The sequence below is a fragment of the Aeromonas sp. QDB25 genome (genome assembly GCF_027707725.1).
Lineage (GTDB): Bacteria > Pseudomonadota > Gammaproteobacteria > Enterobacterales > Aeromonadaceae > Aeromonas > Aeromonas caviae.
The window spans coordinates 73,384-93,734 of sequence record NZ_JAPCIZ010000010.1; the positions used below are offsets into that span (position 1 = coordinate 73,384).

General features: G+C 63.7%; 13 protein-coding genes and 1 pseudogene. 9 read left to right on the top strand and 5 right to left on the bottom strand.

What is annotated here, in order from left to right:
- Window positions 1-114: 114 nt before the first annotated feature.
- Window positions 115-555 (bottom strand): azurin, encoded by a 441-nt coding sequence (gene azu / locus PG883_RS05580; RefSeq protein WP_010673672.1) that lies wholly within the window; start codon window positions 553-555, stop codon window positions 115-117.
- 299 nt (window positions 556-854) lie between these two features.
- Here azu and PG883_RS05585 point away from each other — a divergent pair, with 299 nt between their 5' ends.
- A complete protein-coding gene (locus PG883_RS05585; protein WP_010673671.1) occupies window positions 855-1,898 on the top strand; it encodes an FAD:protein FMN transferase ApbE in 1,044 nt (347 codons plus the stop codon).
- A 41-nt stretch (window positions 1,899-1,939) separates the two neighbouring features.
- Here the strand turns inward: PG883_RS05585 and PG883_RS05590 are convergent, their stop codons facing one another.
- The gene (locus tag PG883_RS05590; RefSeq protein WP_010673670.1) at window positions 1,940-2,365 is read right to left on the bottom strand and encodes an Hsp20/alpha crystallin family protein; all 426 of its coding nucleotides are present in this window, start codon (window positions 2,363-2,365) and stop codon (window positions 1,940-1,942) included.
- 269 nt (window positions 2,366-2,634) lie between these two features.
- Here PG883_RS05590 and PG883_RS05595 point away from each other — a divergent pair, with 269 nt between their 5' ends.
- From PG883_RS05595 to PG883_RS05625, 7 genes are all read left to right on the top strand, one after another.
- Complete coding sequence (locus tag PG883_RS05595; protein ID WP_010673669.1) at window positions 2,635-4,281, top strand: response regulator; 1,647 nt, start codon at window positions 2,635-2,637, stop codon at window positions 4,279-4,281.
- Between the two features lie 58 nt (window positions 4,282-4,339).
- On the top strand, window positions 4,340-5,302 hold the full coding sequence (locus PG883_RS05600) for an ion channel (protein WP_029314056.1): 963 nt from the start codon (window positions 4,340-4,342) through the stop codon (window positions 5,300-5,302).
- Window positions 5,303-5,554: 252 nt separating this feature from the next.
- On the top strand, window positions 5,555-6,361 hold the full coding sequence (gene xthA / locus PG883_RS05605) for an exodeoxyribonuclease III (RefSeq protein WP_010673667.1): 807 nt from the start codon (window positions 5,555-5,557) through the stop codon (window positions 6,359-6,361).
- A gap of 183 nt (window positions 6,362-6,544) precedes the next feature.
- On the top strand, window positions 6,545-7,036 hold the full coding sequence (locus tag PG883_RS05610) for a hypothetical protein (protein ID WP_010673666.1): 492 nt from the start codon (window positions 6,545-6,547) through the stop codon (window positions 7,034-7,036).
- Between the two features lie 283 nt (window positions 7,037-7,319).
- Entirely contained in the window at window positions 7,320-8,837 is a 1,518-nt protein-coding gene (locus tag PG883_RS05615; RefSeq protein ID WP_270807025.1) for an efflux RND transporter periplasmic adaptor subunit, read from the top strand.
- Between the two features lie 73 nt (window positions 8,838-8,910).
- Window positions 8,911-12,039 carry an efflux RND transporter permease subunit gene (locus tag PG883_RS05620; protein ID WP_270807026.1) on the top strand — a complete coding sequence of 1,043 codons (3,129 nt, stop codon included), beginning with the start codon at window positions 8,911-8,913 and terminating at the stop codon, window positions 12,037-12,039.
- A 44-nt stretch (window positions 12,040-12,083) separates the two neighbouring features.
- Complete coding sequence (locus PG883_RS05625) at window positions 12,084-12,461, top strand: copper-binding protein (RefSeq protein WP_010673663.1); 378 nt, start codon at window positions 12,084-12,086, stop codon at window positions 12,459-12,461.
- 74 nt (window positions 12,462-12,535) lie between these two features.
- On the opposite strand, the gene PG883_RS05630 is transcribed toward PG883_RS05625, so the two are convergent.
- The gene (locus PG883_RS05630) at window positions 12,536-14,230 is read right to left on the bottom strand and encodes a pyridoxal phosphate-dependent decarboxylase family protein (protein ID WP_010673662.1); all 1,695 of its coding nucleotides are present in this window, start codon (window positions 14,228-14,230) and stop codon (window positions 12,536-12,538) included.
- A 176-nt stretch (window positions 14,231-14,406) separates the two neighbouring features.
- Window positions 14,407-15,420 (bottom strand): lipoate--protein ligase, encoded by a 1,014-nt coding sequence (locus tag PG883_RS05635; RefSeq protein ID WP_128297207.1) that lies wholly within the window; start codon window positions 15,418-15,420, stop codon window positions 14,407-14,409.
- Between the two features lie 468 nt (window positions 15,421-15,888).
- Between PG883_RS05635 and PG883_RS05640 the strand changes: the two genes are divergently transcribed.
- A complete protein-coding gene (locus tag PG883_RS05640; protein WP_223953317.1) occupies window positions 15,889-18,276 on the top strand; it encodes a diguanylate cyclase domain-containing protein in 2,388 nt (795 codons plus the stop codon).
- Window positions 18,277-18,309: 33 nt separating this feature from the next.
- Here the strand turns inward: PG883_RS05640 and PG883_RS05645 are convergent.
- Window positions 18,310-20,241: pseudogene (locus PG883_RS05645) on the bottom strand (efflux RND transporter permease subunit); the annotation flags it as partial.
- Between the last annotated feature and the right edge of the window lie 110 nt (window positions 20,242-20,351).

Here is a 20,351-nt window from a genome sequence, read left to right on the forward strand (position 1 = left end):
ATCATGAAACGGGGCACGCCATCCCCAGGCGGACGCCCAAAGCTTGGCATGCCACGGCAAGTGGGCACAAAAAAGCCGGGATACCCCGGCTTTTTCCTGTCAGGCCATGGCGGCCTAGCCGACCTTGAAGGCCCCCTTCATCAGGGCGAAGTGGCCCGGGAAGGAGCAGAAGAAGGTGAGATCCTTGCCCGCCAGGCCGTCGGTCTTGAAGGTAACGCTGGTGCTCTCGCCGCCCCCCACCAGCTTGGTGTGGGCCAGGATCCTGGGGTCATCCTTGGGCAGGTAGTCGTGATCGACCCCGGCGCTCATGCCGGCGGTGGCGATGGCCTGATAGTCGGCGGTGTTGGCCAGCACCCAGTTGTGGCCCATGTTGGCCACCGGCAGCTTGCCCGTGTGATTGAGGGTCACCGTCACCTCCTTGCAGGTGGCCGGCACGCTCATCGCCGTCTGGTTGAACTGCATGGCGTCATTGCCTTCGATCACCAGTGCGCACTCGTCGGCCAGGACCGGGGTGGCGAGGGAGCCAAGAAGCAGCAGGGTTAACACCTTTTTCATCACGTTCTCCTTTGATTGACGAAGGATGACAGCACAGGCATCTCGCCCCCGTGGGCGCGACCCGCAAAGATGCTGTCAGGATCGATCTTCATTCTATTCAAATGTCACCGAAGGACGACCGCTTTTGGGCCAGCCTGCGGGCCCGGTCACTTCTTTTCTCCCGACCCCGGGCCCAAAGCGGGTTGATCACATCCCCGTCCCGCTTAATTATTTGCGGCCTTCCCGCCCACGGCCACTCGCCAACACCGCAGCCGTTGGCTAAGCTGCTCCCCCGTCGATGACTCCCGCGAGAATGAGAGATGAAGTTCCCCTTTGCGCCTGCGCTGGCGCGCACCCTGCTGCTCTCCCTGATCCTGCTGCTTGGCGCCTGCCAGCCGGCCCCGACCCAGACCCGCATCCAGGGCAATACCATGGGCACCTATTATGCGGTGACCCTGAGCGACCCCTTCCCCGGCGGACAGGGGGCACTGCATCAGGAGGTGGAGGCGCTGCTGGCACGCCTGAACAAGGAGATCTCCACCTATGATCCGGGCTCCCTCATCTCCCGCTTCAATCAGGGAACGGGGCAGCCCCCCCAGGTCATCCCGGCCACCATGGCGAAGATTGTGCAACAGGGCATTGACGCCGGGCACCTCACCCGGGGGGTTCTCGATGTCACCGTGGGCCCCCTGGTCAATCTGTGGGGATTCGGGCCGGACAAGCGCCCGGTCAGGCGGCCCAGCTCAGAGCAGATCGCCAAGGCGCGGGAGCGGGTCGGCATCGACAAGCTCACCCTGACCCCCGAGGGGGATCACTTCCTGCTCGGCAAGGCCATCCCAGACCTCTATCTGGATCTCTCCACCCTGGGCGAGGGTGCGGCCTCCGACGAGATAGCCGGGCTGCTGGAGCAAAAAGGGGTCCACAACTACCTCATCGAGGTGGCGGGGGCGGTGCGCAGCAAGGGGCACAACGACAAGGGCAATCCCTGGCGGGTGGCCATCGTCGAGCCCTCTGACAGACCGGGCGCCATCGAGGACGTGGTGACCCCGAACGGCATGGCGGTGAGCACCGCCGGCAGCTATCGCAACTATTACGAGCTCGACGGCAAGCGCTACTCCCACATCATCGATCCTGCCACCGGCGAGCCCGTGACCCACAAGCTGGTCTCCGCCACCGTCATCACCCCCACGGCCCTGGAGGCCGATGCCCTCGACACCGCCCTCATGGTGATGGGCCCCGAGCGGGCGATGGCCTTTGCCAGGGAGCACAAGCTGGCGGTCTATCTCATCGAGAAGACCGCCACGGGCTTTGCCGCCAGCCACACCCCCGAGTTTGCCCCCTATCTGGTGCGCAAGCAGCCCTGAATGACGAGGCCCCGCAGTGCGGGGCCTCGTTCACTGACCGCCTATTCGATGGGGATGCGGTGGGGCGCTGGGCTGGCCGCCTGCTTGGGCAGGCGCAGGGTGAGGATGCCGTTGTCAAAGCGGGCGCTCACCTGCTCTGGCGACACCTCCACCGGCAGCTCGACGCTGCGCGACACGCTGCCATAGTAGCGCTCGCTGCGCAGGGCCCGTTCATCCTTGCTCTGGCTGTCAAACTGGCGGATCTCCGCCTTCAGGGTCACCAGCTTGCCGTGCACGTCCACGTGGATGTCCTCCTTCGCCACCCCGGGCAATTCCGCCAGCAGCAGGTAGTCATCCCCGCTCTCCCGCAGATCCAGCTTGATCTGGCCGGGCAACGGGTCCCCGTGCAGGGGGCGGATGTAGAAGCCGGAGGCCATGTCGTGGAACAGGTCATCAAACAGGCTGGTGCGACTCGGTAGCAAACTCATCTGATCCCTCCTTGTGAGCGGGCAAGGGAGCAGACGGGCACCCTGCCCTCTGCTGCCTCCCGCATGCTGACGCTCTTCAAGTCTAAAAACCGGGACAGCGCCTGCCAGTGCCAACTCACCTTCCCTTGACCGGGATCAAAGGCAAGACACCCTTTTTTCACCCAAGGTCTGCGGGAAAAACCGGGGCCCCTCCCCATGTGCAATTGCCTGCCTGCGGACTTTGGTGGCACACTTCTCCCACCAGCCCGTAGCGCCTTGATGCCAGACAGATGCAGACACCGGACTCCGTACCCGAGAAGAAACCCCAGCCCAAGCCCAAGCGCATCCTGCTGGTCAACGAACAGCGTTCCTTCCAGATGATGATGAAGGCGATGCTGATCAACATCGGCATCAACCGCATCACCTACACCAACTCCGCCGACGAGGCGCGCCGCCGCTGCCAGAAAGAGAGCTTCGACATCTATCTGCTCGACTATGAGCTGGGGGCGGGCGAGAACGGCCGCCAGTTGCTGGAAAGCCTGCGGGATCAGCAACTCATTCCGCCCCAGAGCGTGGTGATCATGGTCAGCAGCGACGGCTCCCGCGCCATGGTGCTGAGCGCGCTGGAAGCCGAGCCCGACGAATACCTGATGAAGCCCTTCTCCCAGGAGCAGTTCTCGTTTCGCCTCAAACGCGCCCTCGCCCGTCGCCAGGCACTGGAGAGCGTCTTCAGCGCCCTCACCCGGGACGATCTGCCCGCCCTGGTGGAGGCCTGTGCCAAACAGGCGGACGCGGTGCCCCGCTTTGCCAACTTCTGCCGCTGCCTGCAGGCCGACACCCAGCTCAAGCTGGGCCAGGCCAAAGAGGCCCGCAGCCTGATGCGCCAGCTGCTGGCGGGGCAGGAGAACAGCTGGGCTCGCCTCACCCTGGGCAAGGCGTGCCATACCCTGGGTCTGCACGAGGAGGCGGTAAGCCACCTGCAAGCCACCCTGAAACACACCCCCCTGATGGTGGAGGCCTACCTCTGGCTCGCGGAGTCCCTGCTGGCGCTGGGCAATGACGAGCAGGCCCAGCAGGAGCTGCGCCGGGCGGTGGACATCTCTCCCCAGTCGGTGCAGCTCTCCCGCCGTCTGGCGGAGGTGTGCCTGCAACGGCACGACTACGCCCAGGCCAAGGACGTGCTGCTCGCCCTCATCGACTTGTCGCGCAACTCGATCCACCGCACGCCGCATTATCTCGGGGCCTATATCCAGACCCTCACCTTGTACGCCCTCAACAGCAACGACGGCTACCACATCGCCAACCTGCAAAAGCAGGTGAACTCCGCCCTGTCGCGCATCCGCGACTCCCTGATGATGTCGGAGTTCAACTACCCGGTGTTCGAGCAGATCTGCCAGGCCCGGGTGCGCATCGCCCTGGGGGAGCTGCTCAAGGGCAAGAAGATGCTCTATCGCGCCAACCAGAACTGGCTGGACGAGCCCGCCACCATGCCTCCGGCTCTCCTTGGCGAGACCATACTCGCCCTCTATCAGCTCGGGGAGTTCGAGTACGCCGAGAGCCTGCAACCCCTGCTGGCGGAGGATGAGGATCGGCTGCTCACCACCTGCATCCAGGTAACCCGGGATGACAAGACGGTGCAGGAGCGGCGCCAGCGCTATCAGCAGCTCAACGATCTGGGTATCAAGGCCTATCAGGCCGGAGAGCTGGAGCAGGCCCTCGGCCACTTTCGCGAGGCCCTGCGCCGGGCGCCCGCCAATACCGGCGCCGCCCTCAACAAGATCCAGGTGCTGCTGCAACTCATGCAGAAGAACCGCAAGAGCCCGGAGTTTGGCGCCGAGTGCAAGGAGACCCTGGAGGTGCTGGAGGGCATCCCCCTCAACCCCGCCCAGCAGGAACGTTTTCGCAAGCTGCGCCAGGAATATCATCAGCACAGCTGAATCCCCCTCCTCCCCTCACCTATGCTGATACTGACTCAGGGAAGGGAGGGGCAACACCATGGCAATGTGCCGATACCTGGTGGCCGATGGCCGCCACTGCACCGAAGAGGCAGGGGATCATGATCTCTGCCGCTGGCACGACCCCGCTGCGGCCCACAACACCCCTGATACCGCCGAGGCGCTGGAGCGCTATGTGCGCCAGGGAGGCCTGTGCCACGGCCTGCAACTGGCCCGTGCCGAGCTGGCGGATCTCAACCTGGTGAACAGGCAGGGTCCGGAGGGATTCTTGCTGGAGCAGTGCAACCTCTATCGCGCCAACCTGCGAGGGGCACACCTCTACGGCATTCGCATCAAGGGCGGCAGCCTGATGAAGGCCGACCTGAGCGAAGCGAACCTCCATTGCGCCACCCTCGACGACGTCAACCTGCTCGGCATCCGCTGGAAGAACACCCGCCTCGACAACCTGGAGACGGGCAAGCGGCTGATGCAGGACAGAAAGGGGCGCCGCGAGCGGGACCCGGCGCAGGCCCGCGTCTGGTTCAAGGAGGCGGAGGAGACCTACCGGGATCTGCGCAAGGCCTCCGAGGCCCAGGGCATCTTCACCATGTCCGGTCGCTACATCCAGCAGGAGCTCACCATGCGCCGCCTGCAGATGCCGTTCTGGTCCTACCGCCGCTTCGCCTCCTGGATAGTGGATCTCTTCTGCGGCTACGGCGAGGCCCCCATGCGGGTGGTGCTCTTCTCCCTGCTGCTCATCGTCATCTGCAGCATTTTTTACTTCTTCTGCGGCCTCAACTTCGCGGGCACCCACCTCATCTATCGCCCGGACGCCCCTCTGGAGCAGAACGCCATCTTCCTGATGGAGTGCCTCTACTACAGCGTGGTGACCTTCACCACGCTGGGGTATGGGGACTTCACCCCGGTGGGGTTGTCGCGGATCTTCGCCGCCTTCGAAGCCTTTACCGGCAGCTTCACGCTGGCACTGTTCGTGGTGGTGTTTGTCAAGAAGATGACCCGCTAGAAACCTGTCCACGATCTTGCTGGGAGGCCACTTCCAAGGCTCATGTGCTGCTCGCTTATGTGTCGCCAGGCGCTCCCATGTATACATATGTACTCAGGTTCCTCTGCTGCGCGTCACCTTGCTGACAGACTCTCGCGACAGATCGTGAACAGATTCCCGAGCCGCTGCGCCAGTCACAGCCCCCGAACTTGCATCCATCGCGGATTCCTAGTCCAATAAGCGACGAACAAAAACGACATGAGCACCCCGAACATGAAGATCATCTCTTTCAATATCAATGGCCTGCGCGCCCGTCTTCATCAGTTGCAAGCCCTTATCGACAAGCACCAGCCGGACGTGATCGGCCTGCAGGAGATCAAGGTGCACGACGAAGCCTTCCCGGTCGCGGATGTGGAGGCCATGGGCTACCACGTGGTCTTCCACGGCCAGAAGGGGCACTACGGGGTCGCCATCATGAGCAAGCAGGCTCCCATCGAGGTGCAAAAGGGTTTCCCCACCGATCCGGAAGATGCCCAGCGCCGCATGATCATGGCCAGCTTCAAGCGGGAAGACGGCTCCGTCATCAAGGTGATGAACGGCTACTTCCCCCAGGGGGAGAGCCAGGATCACGAGACCAAGTTCCCGGCCAAGCAGAAGTTCTATGAAGACCTGCAGCACTACCTCGAGACCCACCACACCCCGGACGACCAGATAGCGCTGATCGGGGATATGAACATCTCCCCCACGGATCTCGACATCGGCATCGGCGAGGCGAACCGCAAGCGCTGGCTGCGGGATGGCAAGTGCTCCTTCCTGCCCATCGAGCGGGAATGGATGGAGCGCCTCAAGGGGTTCGGCCTCACCGACACCTTCCGCGCCGCCAACCCCACCGAGTGCGAGCGCTTCTCCTGGTTCGACTACCGCTCCAGGGGCTTTGACGAGAACCGGGGCCTGCGCATCGACCTCATCATGGCCTCCGACGCCCTCAAGGACAAAGTGACCGAGACCGGCATCGACTACGAGCTGCGCGGCATCGACAAGCCCTCGGATCACGCCCCCATCTGGACCTGCTTCGCCTGATCCCCACGCCAGGCTCGCCCTCGCCAAAAGCCCCGGCCCCCGCCCATGCGGGGGCTTTTTTTGTTCACTGCCCCGCCCTTTCTTAATCCATGTCAATTCCCAGGCAGACGGCGCTTGCCAGGCCTTGACCTTCTCCTTTCGGCAAGGTTTAGATTCGGCCCATCCGTCACAGGGAAACCACCCATGCTCTCATCGAGATTGCCCACCACGTTCATCGCCCGGCTGTTGCTGGGGCTGATGCTCGTCTGCAATCTCACCCTGTGCATCGGCTGGCATGGGGCGGCCACCGCCCTGCCAAGTGACGCATCCGCATCCATCCTGGCTCCGGCGCAGTCCCCCTTGTCTCATGGACTGCACCAGAGCGAGCCTGTGCAGCACTCCGCCATGCACCAGGCCGACACAGCCTCCCTCTCCTGCCACGGCGGCCCCCAGAGTGAGGCGGCCCCGCCCGGGGAGGAGTGCCAGATGCAGAGCGGCGCCTTCGGCGCCACCAGTGCGCCGCCCCTGCTCGGCCTGCTGCTGTCACTGCTGCTGCTTCCTTTGCTGTTGCTCCCTTCGTGGCGCCTCGCCCCCCTGCTGGACAACTGGTTGCGGGATCCCTTCCTCCGCTCCCGCGGCACCCACCCTCCCTCCTGGCCGCGCCGACACCTGATGTTGTCGGTGCTGCGCCACTAGAACGATCTTCTCTCGCGGCAACAGCAAGCCTCGGCTTGCCCGTTTTCTGCCGCCTTGCCTGACCCTGCGCCCAGGCCAAACAGACCCGCTCGCAGGGAGCCGTGCGCGCTGATGCAGCTGCGCCCCGTTTGCCGCCTCGTGGTGATGCCCTGCCCGCGCACACCACCACACTGGCGGCCTGACAGAAGAGAAGAGATATCATGTCATTCCCCCCCGTTACCCGGTCTGCCTGCACGCGGCCGTGCCAGTCCCCCCTTCGCCTCCCGTGCTTCGGAGGCTTGTCATGAACAAGACGCTGTTGATGTCCGCCCTGCTGCTCGCCCTCGGCGCCGGTGGCGGCTACTGGGCTGCCAAACAGACCACCGCTGGCACTGCAGCCAAGGAGAAGACGCCCCTCTACTGGGTCAACCCCATGGATCCGCGCGACAAGCGCGATGCCCCCGCCAAAGACAACATGGGGATGGACTTCATCCCCGTCTATGAGGAAAAACAGGGCGGCTCACCGGGCACAGTCACCATCAGCCCGGAGATCCAGCAGAACCTGGGGGTGCGGCTCGCCAAGGTGGAGAAGATCCCCATCCACCAGCAGATCGAGACGGTGGGCTATGTCGGCTATGACGAGGACAAGCTGGAGGCGGTCAACGCCCGCATGGCGGGCTGGATCCGCACCCTCGCCATCAAGAGCGAGGGGCAGCAGGTGAGCAAGGGGAGCCTTATTTACGAGCTCTACGCCCCGGATCTGGTCAACGCCCAGCACGAGTATCTGCTCGCCCTCAACACCGCCAACCCGCTGCTGCTGCGCGCCGCCGAGGGCAAGCTCAAGTCCTTGCAGGTGCCGGCAGATCAAATCGCCACTCTCAAGCGCAGCCGTCAGGTGCAGGAGACGGTGCGCATCTATGCCCCCAGCAGCGGCTATGTCTCCGAGCTGAAAGTGCGCGAGGGCCAGTATGTGGAGCCCGCCGCAGCCCTCTTTAACATCAGCACCCTCCAGCAGGTGTGGGTCAGCGCCGAGGTGTTCGAGCGTCAGGCGGCCCAGCTGAAGGTGGGCGATCCGGTCACCATGACCCTCGACTATGCCCCCGGTCGCAGTTGGCAAGGTAAGGTGGATTACCTCTATCCGACCCTGGATGCCGCTACTCGCACCCTCAAGGTGCGGCTGCGCTTTGACAACCCGGACGAGTTTTTGAAACCCAATATGTTTGCCAAGGTGAGCATTCGCACCGGGCAGGGCGAACCCCGGCTGGTGGTACCGAGCGAAGCGGTGATCCGTACCGGCAGCCAGGACCGGCTGGTGCTAGCGCTGGGGGATGGCAGCTTCAAGTCGGTCGCCGTCACTCTGGGTCCCCAGTTTGGTGACAAGGTTGCCATCAAAGAAGGAGTTGAAGCGGGGGACAGCATAGTCCGCTCGGCCCAGTTCCTGCTCGACTCCGAATCGGCCATCGATTCGGACTTCCAGCGCATGACGGCGGTGCGTCCCATGCAGGTGTGGACCCAGGGCCAGGTGCAGAACATCGATCTCGCCGGGCGCACCCTCGGCATCTCTCACCAGCCCATCCCCGAGTGGCAATGGCCCGCGATGGAGATGGACTTTACCGTGGCAGACGGTGTGGACCTCAGCCAGCTGAAACCGAACCAGACTCTGCATCTGCAGGTGGAGCAGGAGGGGGACGAGTACCGCATCATCCAGATCCATGCGGAAGATAAACCGGCCGCAGGCGACGCAATAAAAGAGGCCAAGGGCGAGATGCCAGACATGGAGGGTATGGATCACAGCCAGCACCAGATGGGGAATAAATCATGATCCCCGCCATCATTCGCTTTGGCAGTCACCACACCCAGCGGCCTATCCCGCACCAAGAGGGAGTAGTCAAACCATGATCCCTGCCATCATTCGCTGGTCCGTCGGCAACCGCTTCCTGGTGTTGCTGTTGACCCTCATGCTCACCGCCTGGGGGCTCTGGTCGGTCAAGCAGACCCCGGTGGACGCCCTGCCGGACCTCTCCGACGTGCAGGTGATCATCAAGACCTCCTACCCGGGCCAGGCGCCCCAGGTGGTGGAGGATCAGGTCACCTACCCGCTCACCACCGCCATGCTGGCGGTGCCGGGCGCCACCACGGTGCGCGGATACTCCTTCTTCGGCGACTCCTTCGTCTATGTGCTGTTTGACGACAGCACGGATCTCTACTGGGCCCGCGCCCGGGTGCTGGAGTACCTGAGCCAGGTGGCCCCCAACCTGCCCGCCGGGGCCCAGCCCCAGCTCGGGCCGGACGCCACCGGGGTGGGCTGGGTCTACCAGTACGCCCTGGTGGACAAAACCGGCAAGCACGACTTGAGCGAGCTCACCTCGCTGCAGAACTGGTTCCTCAAATACGAGCTGCAGACGGTGAACGGCGTCTCCGAAGTGGCCACCGTCGGCGGCATGGTGCGCCAGTACCAGGTGCGGGTCGATCCGGACAAGCTGCGCGCCTACGGCATCCCGCTCTCTCTTATCGAGACCGCCATCAAGCAGGGCAACCAGGAGACCGGCGCCTCCGTCATCGAGATGGCGGAGGCGGAGTACATGGTGCGCTCGAATGGCTATTTGAAGAGCGTGGAGGACTTAAAACAGATCCCGCTTGGCACCAATGTGCGCGGTGCGCCCCTGCTGCTGGGTGACGTGGCGGATGTAGTCACCGGCCCCCAGATGCGGCGCGGCATCGCCGAGCTCAACGGCGAAGGGGAAGTGGTGGGCGGCATCATCGTCATGCGCTACGGCGAGAATGCCCAGCACACCATAGACGGGGTCAAGGCACGGCTGGCCGAGCTGAAATCCAGCCTGCCGGAAGGGGTGGAGATCGTCACCGTCTACGATCGCTCCGACCTTATCCAGCGAGCCATCGACAACCTCTCCGGCAAGCTGGTGGAGGAGTTCGCCGTGGTGGTGCTGGTCTGTCTCGCCTTCCTGTTCCACCTGCGCTCATCCCTGGTGGTGGTCATCACCTTGCCCATCGCCATCCTGACCGCCTTTATCGTGATGCACCTGCAGGGGATCAACGCCAACATCATGTCGCTGGGCGGCATCGCCATCGCCATCGGCGCCATGGTGGATGGCGCCATCGTGATGATCGAGAACGTCCACAAACACATGGAGCGGGAGGCGCTCACCGACAAGAACCGCTGGCGCATCATCACCGAGGCGAGCATCGAGGTGGGGCCCGCCATCTTCTTCTCGCTGCTCATCATCACCATCAGCTTCCTGCCGGTGTTCGCGCTGGAGGCGCAGGAGGGGCGGATGTTCCACCCGCTCGCCTACACCAAAACCTACGCCATGGCCGCCGCGGCCGGGCTCGCCATCACGCTGGTGCCGGTGATCATGGGTTACTTCATCCGTGGCAAGGTGCTGGCGGAGCAGGCCAACCCGCTCAACCGCTGGCTGAGCCAGGGCTATGTGCCACTGCTCAAGGCCGTCCTGGCCCGCCCGAAAACCACCCTGGCCATCGCCGCCATGGTGACGGTGGCGGGCTTCTGGCCGCTCAAGTACCTGGGCTCCGAGTTCATACCGCCGCTGGATGAGGGGGACATCATGTATATGCCCACCACAGCGGCCAATATCTCGGTGGGCAAGGCGCGGGAGATTTTGCAGCAGACCGACAAGCTCATTCGTACCGTGCCCGAGGTGCAAAACGTGTTCGGCAAGGCGGGGCGCGCCGAATCGGCCACCGACCCTGCAGACCTGGTGATGATGGAGACCAGCATCCAGCTCAAGCCACGCGATCAATGGCGCCCCGGCATGACCCCGGAGAAGCTCAAAGAGGAGCTCGACTCCCTCATCCGCTTCCCCGGCCTCACCAACGCCTGGGTGCCCCCCATCAAGACCCGCATCGACATGCTGGCCACCGGCATCAAAACCCCGGTCGGCATCAAGATAGCGGGGCCCGATCTCAAGGTGATCCAGCAGCTCGGCCAAAAGCTTGAGCAGATCGTTGGCAAGGTGGAGGGCGCCTCATCGGTCTACGCCGAGCGGGTGGCCGGTGGCCGCTATGTGAAGGTGGATATCGACCGGCTGAAAGCGGCCCGCTACGGCCTCAATATCGCTGACGTACAGGCGGTGCTCGCCACCGCGGTGGGCGGCATGGAAGTGGGCCAGACCATCGAGGGGCGCGAGCGTTACCCCATCAACCTGCGCTACCCCCAGAGCTATCGCGACTCGGTGGCGAGCCTCGAGCTGCTGCCGGTAGTCACTCCGAGCGGCGCCCGCATCGCGCTGGCGGATGTGGCACGGGTTTACATCAGCGACGAGGCGCCCATGCTGCGCAGTGAAAACGCGCGCCTCAACGGTTGGGTCTACGTCGATATTCGCGGCCGCGACATCGGCTCTTTTGTGGCAGAGGCCAAGGCCGAAGTGGGCAAGCAGCTGGTGCTGCCGGCGGGCTACTCCCTCACCTGGTCCGGCCAATACGAGTACATGGAGAGGGCCAAGGCGCGCCTCGCCTACGTGGTGCCGCTCACCGTCGCCATTATCGTGCTGCTGCTCTATCTGGCGTTTCGCCGCTTCCAGGAGGTGTTGCTCATTCTCACCACCCTGCCGCTGGCGGTAGTGGGCGGGATCTGGACCCTCTGGCTGCTCGACTTCAACCTCTCGGTGACGGTCGGGGTGGGCTTTATCGCCCTGGCGGGGGTGGCGGTGGAGACCGGCGTCTTGATGCTGGTCTACCTCAACCACGCCTGGGATGACCTCGTGGCCTGCGGCAAGCCGGACCAGGCGGGCCTGCACCGGGCGGTGATCCACGGCGCCGCCCTGCGCCTGCGCCCCAAGATGATGACGGTGGTGACCATCATCGCGGGCCTGCTGCCCATCATGTGGAGCCACGGTACCGGCTCCGAGGTGATGCAGCGCATCGCCGCCCCCATGATTGGCGGCATGGTGAGCGCGCTGGTGCTGACCCTCTTGGTGCTGCCCGCCGCCTACTACCTGTGGCGTAGCCGCAGCCTTGGCAAGACCGAACCCCGGCAAGCCGATTGACCCGACTTCACCACCGACTTTGAATAAACGACGAGGAAAAGATCATGAATTACAAGACGTTGACCCTGACATTGCTGCTCGGCCTTGCCACCAACACCAGCCTGCAGGCAGAGGAGATGATGAACCACCAGGGGCACGACATGGCGCAAATGGAGGGGATGAACCATGAGGGCCACGACATGGCCGCCATGCAAACCGAGCAGACCCTGATCAAGGGGACCATCACCCGCCTCGATGCCGCGAGCGGCAAGGTCGGGATCAGGCACGAGGCGATCACCAACCTCAAGATGCCTCCCATGACCATGGTCTTTCGGGTGGCCGATACGGACCTGCTCAAGGATCTGAAGGTGGGGGATGCGGTGCGCTTTCACGCCGAGAACCCGGCCGGCAAGCTCACCGTGACCGCCATCCAGAAACGGTAACCACTGCCTTGAGCCATAAAAACGGCGGGATTATCCCGCCGTTTTTATTTATGACATCACAAGATGTGGCTCTGTCAGCCGCGAATATGCGCGATAAAGGCGTCGATCTGTTCGCGGCCGCAGGCGGGGTTCATGAAGACCGCCTTCTCCCCGGCGATATAGGAGTACTTGCCGCGCTCGTCGTATTCCGAGTGTGCCACCGCCTCCACCCAGTTGGTGTAGAGCCCTACCTTGCCGCGTCCCTTGAACAGGCTGCGGTGATACTCGGTGTTGCGGGCCAGCCGCGCCTTGTAGGCCGCATCCGGGCTGCGGGCCAGCTCGAAGGCGAACTCCGCCTCGGGGTCCTGTACCCACTCGGGGTTGTAGATCTTGAAGCCGACACTGGGCCCCTGGTTCTCCTGGGCCACCAGCTTGACGTTGCCGAGCTGGCTTAACCGGAAGCGGAAGTAGTTGGCGTTTTGCAGGCAGTGGGCCAGCACGGTGCGATAGCCCTCCACCCCCAGGTAGTTGAGGGCCGCATAGGCACCGAACAGGCCGCTCGCCCCGCGGGAGCACTCGATGGTGGACTGCAGGTGGGTCTGACCCTGAATGTCCCGCTCAAAGTAGGAGAAGTTCTCCGGGTCGTTCTCCATCGCCTTGAGATCGCTCTGCTCCTTGATCATCACCAGGCTGGAGGTGTAGGGCACATAGCCCCACTTCTGGAAGTCGACGGTGAAGGAGTCGGCATATCTGAGCTCGGCGAAGCGGCTCACGTTGCGCTCGATCCCCGCCAGGGTGGCGGCGTTGATGGCCAGCGGGTTGGCGGCAAAGTCGTAGTCCAGGAAGAAGATCATCGACCAGCCGATGGCGGCGTCGACGTGGATGTGGGGCCTGACCGCCACCTCGAACCGCTCGCAGAGGCGATCCCGCAGCTCGACCACGGGTTTGACCCTATCCACCCCGAAGGTGTCGGTGGTGCCCATGGTGAGCATGATGGTGGGCACCACGTGTTTCAGGGCGAAGCAGGCGGTCAGGGTACGCTCGAGGTGGTCGAGATCGATGTCGTTGTTCTCGCCCACCTGGATGCGGATGGTCTTGTTCTCGATGTCCACCCCGAGCAGGGAGAGGTTGGTGATGTTGGAGTAGTGGCCGCCCTGGGAGTTGATGATGCGGTAATCCTGATAGTGGCCTAGCCCCTTGTGCTTGGCCTGTGGCAGGCTCTTGCGGATGCCGAGCAGGTAGCCGTAGAGGTTACAAAACGTCCCCCCCTGGGTGAAGATGCCGGTGGCGCGGGCCGGGTCGTAACCCGCCAGCAGCGCTATCTGGCGCACCACCTTCTTCTCCAGCTCCTCGGCCACCCCGGCGTATTCGGAGTAGACCAGGTTGGGATTGGCCAGAATACCCATCTGGGCGCCATAGATGGCGGGATCCGCCGACATGGTGATGACGTTCTCGACGCTGGAGGGGTTCTCCCAATCCTTTGACAGGGCGCCGGCAAACAGCAGCTCCGCCATGGGCTCCCCCGGCGTGCGCATGGTGGCCGGCACCGGCATGGTTTCGCAGAGATCCGCCAGACGGGCGCGGCCATCGGGCCAGGCATTGAGCCGCGCATCCGGCGCCAGTCCACGGGCGCGAAACTCGTTGAGGGTGGCAAAGCCGGGCTCGCGAAAGACCGGCCAGAGGTCGGGGTTGCGTGAGAAAAAGTGGGCTTTGACGGTGGCAAAACGGCGGGCGAATTCAGGGGAGACGGCGTTGACGCCCTCATCTTTCAGATAGACCAAGTGATTCATTTTTATACCATTGATACTGCTGAGGTGCGGTTTTTATACTCCAGTGACACCTCTATCAACAGAGACAATAACTAATGGTCTGCCCTACTTTTTGTCATGTTGGCGCCCTGATGGGCGCCGTGCCCCCTCTTCCCTCTTTTCCCCTGTTCATCTTGTGATCCTGGCCATGGGCAAGGTCAGCGCAGGGCGGTCAGCAGCCATGCCGAAAACCCTTCCAGCTCGGGGTTGGCCGAAAACGTCGCCCGCCACTGACGCAGCAACTCGTCGATGGCGTCGGGACGATAGGCCACCCCGGGCAGGCGTGCGGCCAGGTCATCCAGGGGCGCAGGGTCCAGGGTGTCGCTGAAGATCTGTGCCCGTCCTATCACCCCCTTCTCCACGTCGAAATGAAGCTCGACCCCGCCCCAGGGGAAGCGCTCCTCCAGCAGGTGGCTGAAGGCGGGAGCATGGCCGAAGTTCCACTCCCAGCTGCGTTGGCGGGCAAAAGTCTCGGCAAAGCCGGGCAGGTCGGGCATCCGCTCGGGGGAGATATGCTCGGGCGGCACCACCTCGCCGTGATGGGCAAAGAAGGCGTCGCACAGGGCCTGCACCACCTGCTCATGATCCAGACCAGGCAGCAGCTCGCCAAGGTTCGCCACCCGGCTTCTCACCGAGCTGATGCCCTTGGCCGCCAGCTTCTTGGGGTCGGGATTGAGGTAGTGGGCGAGGCGGCCGAGATCGGCATCCAGCAGCAGGGTACCGTGGTGAAAGCCGCGATCATGGGTCTCCCGGTAGGCCGAACCCGACACCTTGCGATCCCCGTCCGGGGTCGCCACCAGCAGGTCGTTGCGCCCGGAGGCAAAAGCGCTCACGCCGAGTCTGGCGAGGGCATCGATGACGATGGTGGTAGAGACGCTCTTGTCATAACCGGGCTTGCCCGCCATGAAGGTGAAACAGCTGTTGCCAAGGTCGTGGAACACGGCGCCGCCCCCGCTGCTGCGCCGGGCCAGGGTCACCCCGTCCTCTTCCATGCGGCGGGTGTTGCACTCCTTCCAGGGGTTCTGGGCCCGGCCTATCACCACCGTATTGTCGTTGCGCCACAGGAACAGCACCCGCTGGGCCGGGTCCATCTGGCGAAAGATGCACTCCTCCACCGCGAGGTTGAACAGGGGATCGTGGGAGTCGGAGAGCAGCAGGCGCAAGGAAGACATGACAGGACCTTCTCGGAAAACAGGAAACGGATGACTACCATACCACCCTGAACGGAGGAAGGCGTCCCCCGACCGCCACAGGTCGACACCCGATACGGACAAGAGCATCAACTTCTGATACGACAGGAGAAGACAAGAGGGAATTGCCGAAAACACGCAGTTTGTCATTAACAGGCGAGAAGAGAGGCGGCAGCCATCCTTCCTGGAATGACACCTAATGCCCTTTTCCCCGGGCCGGTGACGAGTCGACAAGGTTTCAAAATGAGCCGTGACGACCATTGACGTGATGAATGACACAAAAATGACTTTTAATGCCTCCCGCGCCCCATCTTATTGGGGCTTGCTCCCCTTGCGAATAACAGGAAATTGTTTGACTCTAGCCAGAAGAGCACCTCCCGAGAGAACAGCGGTATGACGGAGTCCGATGCATCTCGCCAGCCTGTACGCTGGCTTCTGCCCTTCTGGGTGATGATTGCCACCCTGACCACGGCTCCCCTCAGGGCGGATGAGCGCGTCATCCTGCAACTTCCCTGGCAGCACCAGTTCCAGTTTGCCGGTTACTACGCCGCCATCGCCAAGGGGTTCTACCGGGAGGCCGGTCTGCAGGTCACCCTGCGGGAGGCGGGGCCGGGCACCGACGTCATCAATGAAGTCACCACGGGTCGCGCCCAGTTCGGCATCCGCGGCAGCGATCTGCTGCTGGCCCGGGCAGCAGGTCGCCCTGTGGTGGTGCTCGCCGCCATGTTGCAGCACTCCCCCCTGATGCTCATCACCCTGGAGCGGCCGGATATCCAGACTCCGGGCGATCTGGCCAACAAGCGGCTGATGCTCGAACCCGGCTCCAACGAGCTGCTCACCTACCTGCATCGCTACACTCGCAGCCGGCAGTGGGAGACCCTGCCCTACGAGCGGGGGGTACAGGCACTGCTGAGGGGCCAGGCGGACGCCATCAGTGCCTACAGCACAACCGAGCCCTTCACCCTGCAGCAACAGGGCATTCCCTTCCGGGTGTTCAGCCCCCGCGACATCGGGTACGACTTCTACGGAGACAACCTCTTCACCTCGGAGAGTGAGGTCATCAACCAGCAGGAGCGGGTCCAGCGCTTCTTGCAGGCCAGCCTCAAGGGGTGGCGCTATGCCATGGATCATCCCGAGGAGATGATCAACCTGATCCTGGAGCACTACCCCAGCGGGGCCGGGCGCGAGGCGCTCGCCTTCGAGGCCCGTGAAACCCGGGCCCTGATGCAGCCCGACATCATCGAGCCCGGCTACATGCAGCAGGATCGCTGGCAGCAGATCGCCCGCACCTACCAGGAGGCCGGGATGATCAAGGCGGTGCCCAACCTCACCCCCTTCCTCTACAACAGTACCCAGGCGAGCCTTCGCCAGCAGCGCCAACTGCTCGACAGGAGCGTGGCCATCGCCATGCTGATCTCCTTCTCCCTGCTGGCCCTGCTCGGCGTCTTCCTGCACCTCTATCTGCGTCTGCGGGAAGAGGCCAGTGACCGACAGCGGCTCACCCGGGAACTGGCCCAGCGCGAGCAGCACTACCGCTTCGTGGCGGAGAACAGCGGCGACGTGATCTGGACCATGGATACCAATAGCCTGCGTTTTCGTTACATCAGCCCCGCCATCGCATCCCTGAGCGGCTATGAGCCCGCCGAACTCTTTGCCCTCTCCCTGCGCCAGCTGCTCCCCGATGAGTCCTGGAAACAGCTTCGCGACGGCATCACCGTCTCCCTCGAGGCCTGGCAACGGGGGGATCATGGACAGACCCGGTGCGTCATCCACTCCCAGCTGCGCCACAAGCAGGGTCATCTGGTGGCCATCGAGACGGTCACTACCTTGCATGGCAGCGCCAGCACAAGACCGGACGCCATTTTGGGGGTGACCCGGGATGTCACCGAACGTTCGGCCCGGGAGGAGATGATGCGCCGCCTCGCCTTCTATGACCCCCTCACCGGCCTGGCCAACCGCCGCCTGCTGCAACAGCGGCTCAAGGAGACCCTGGAGCAGGCTCCCCAGCAGCCCCTGGCCCTGGTCTTCATCGATCTCGACCACTTCAAGCCCATCAATGACACCTTCGGCCACGAAACCGGCGACCTGCTGCTCAAGCTGGTGGCCGAGCGCATGGGGGAGTGCGTCAGGGAAGAAGATCTGGTGGCACGCCTTGGGGGGGACGAATTCGTGATCATGCTGCCCGATACGGATGCCTCGGCCCTCGCGGTCGCCGACAAGCTGCACCACTGCCTGCATCACCCCTTCCAGCTTGAGCAGCAGGCGCTGCGCATCTCCGGCAGCATAGGGGTCGCCCTCTATCCGGATCACGGCACCGACCCCAAGACCCTGATGCACCACGCCGATCAGGCCATGTATCAGGCCAAGCACCATGGCAGGGGCAGGGTCTGCCTGTTTTCCACCGGGCAGGATCCTCTCCCCGGCACCCTGCAATGGCAGCCCGCCCACGCATGCGGCCACCCCCGCATCGATGCGGACCACCGCCAGCTCTACCTGCTGGCCAACCGCTTGCTCGAGCACATGCAGGATCCCGGCATCCATCCCGATGCCTTGCTGGCAGACATGGCGCAGATATTCGAGATGGCGCGCCAGCACTTCCTCCTCGAAGAGCAGGTCCTCGCGCAATACGGCTATGAGGAGCTGGCGGCCCATCGCCAGGAGCACCAGCATCTGCTGAAAAAAGCCGGTCAGCTGATGGCGGCCGCACAGGCGGGCACCCTTGGCAACGACGCCCTGCTCAACTTCATCATCCAGGAGCTGGTCGTGGGCCACATGAGCCAAGCGGATCGCCGTTATTTCCCCCTGATGAAAACCTGCGATACCCGCGAGGCGGTGTGATGCCAGAAAACAGGGGGCATTGGCCCCCTGTGTTTACCTCTGACTTCGGCGAACAAGCAGGCTGTAGTAGAGCAGCGGGATCACCACCAGGGTGAGCAGGGTGGAAACCAGGATCCCGAAGATAAGGCTGATGGCGAGGCCATTGAAGATGGGGTCATCCAGGATGAAAAGCGCCCCTATCATGGCCGCCAGCGCCGTCAGCATGATGGGTTTGGCTCGCACCTGCGCCGCCTCGATCACCGCCTGCTCGAACGCCACGCCACTCGCCCGCTGCTGCTCGATGAAATCCACCAGCAGGATGCTGTTGCGCACGATGATCCCGGCCAGGGCGATCATCCCGATCATCGAGGTGGCGGTAAACTGGGCCCCCAGCAGGGCGTGACCCGGCATCACCCCGATGAGGGTGAGCGGAATGGGGGCCATGATGATGAGCGGTACCAGATAGGAGCGGAACTGGGCCACCACCAGCAGGTAGATGAGGATCATCCCCACTCCGTAGGCCAGCCCCATGTCGCGGAAGGTCTCGTAGGTTATCTTCCACTCCCCGTCCCACAAGAGTGCCACCTCCCCCAGCTTGTCGGGCTGATGCACGTAATACTGTGGCAGCGAGATGTCGGCACCGGCGGCAAACATGCCGTAGAGCGGGCTGTCGGTATGGCCGCCCATGTCAGCCACCACCATCACCATGGGCTGCATGTTCTTGTGCATGAGGTAGCTGGGGGCCACCTCGTCACGACGGCTCACCAGCTCGGAGACCCGCACCAGCTGGCCGCTCTGGCTGCGTACCTTGAGAGCCAGGATGCCGGTCAGATCCCGCTTGTCACCGGGGGCGAGCTCGATGCGGATCGGCACCGGATACTTGGCGCCTTGCCCCTGCAGCCAGCTGGCATCCTGATAACCCACGCCCCCGTTGAGGGTCGCCACCAGATCCCCGAGATCGACCCCGAGCAGGGCCGCCTGGGCGCGATCCACCACCAGCCGCCACTTGGGCTGGGGGTCGGTCAGATAGATGTCCACGTCCACCAGATCCGCCGTGGCCACAAAGCGGGCCTGTACGACGCGGGCAGCGGCTTCACGGGCGGCCTGCGTCGGGCCATACACTTCCGCGACGATGGGTGACCAGACAGGCGGTCCCGGGGGCACCTCCACCACCTTGAGGTTGCCCCCTGCCGCACTGGCGATGGCCTGCAAGGGCGCACGCACCGACCGGGCAATCTCGTGACTGCTGCGATCCCGTTCATGCTTGTCCACCAGATTGACCTGGATGTCCCCCACGTTGGCGCCGCTGCGGATGAAGTAGTGGCGCACCAACCCGTTGAAGTTGATGGGGGCGGCGGTGCCGGCGTAGATCTGGTAATCCTTCACCTCGGGCACCCTGGCAAGCTCCCGACCCACCGCCAGCAGGGTGCGCTCGGTCTGCTCCAGGGTCGCCCCCTCCGGCATGTCGAGCACCAGCTGGAATTCCGACTTGTTGTCGAAGGGGAGCATCTTGAGCACCACCCACTGCACCACCGGCATGGCGGCGGCCGCCCCGACCAGCAGCAACACCACCAGCCAGAGCTTATGTCTCGATCTTTTGGCACCCGCCCCCATCAGGAAAGGGGTCATCAGACGGTGAAAGAGCCCGGCCTTGGCCTCCCCGTGGGCGACATGCCCCTCGCGCTTGAGCAGGTGATTGGCCAGCCAGGGGGAGAAGATGAAGGCCACCAGCAGGGAGATGAGCATCCCCATGCTGGCATTGATGGGGATGGGGCTCATGTAGGGGCCCATCAGGCCGCTGACGAAGGCCATGGGCAGCAGGGCTGCGATGACGGTCAGGGTCGCCAGTATGGTCGGCCCCCCCACCTCGTCTACCGCGCCCGGAATGAGATCCTTGAGGGACCCCTTGCCCAGGCGGCGATGGCGGTGGATGTTCTCCACCACGACGATGGCGTCATCCACCAGGATGCCGATGGAGAAGATAAGGTTCTTCGCGGGATCCTGGGAAAGTGGAAGTTGACAGACAGGGTGCTGGTAAACTGGCTGTCTCCAAACACACCACCACCATCACCCTGCTGTCGCCGTGCATCATATTG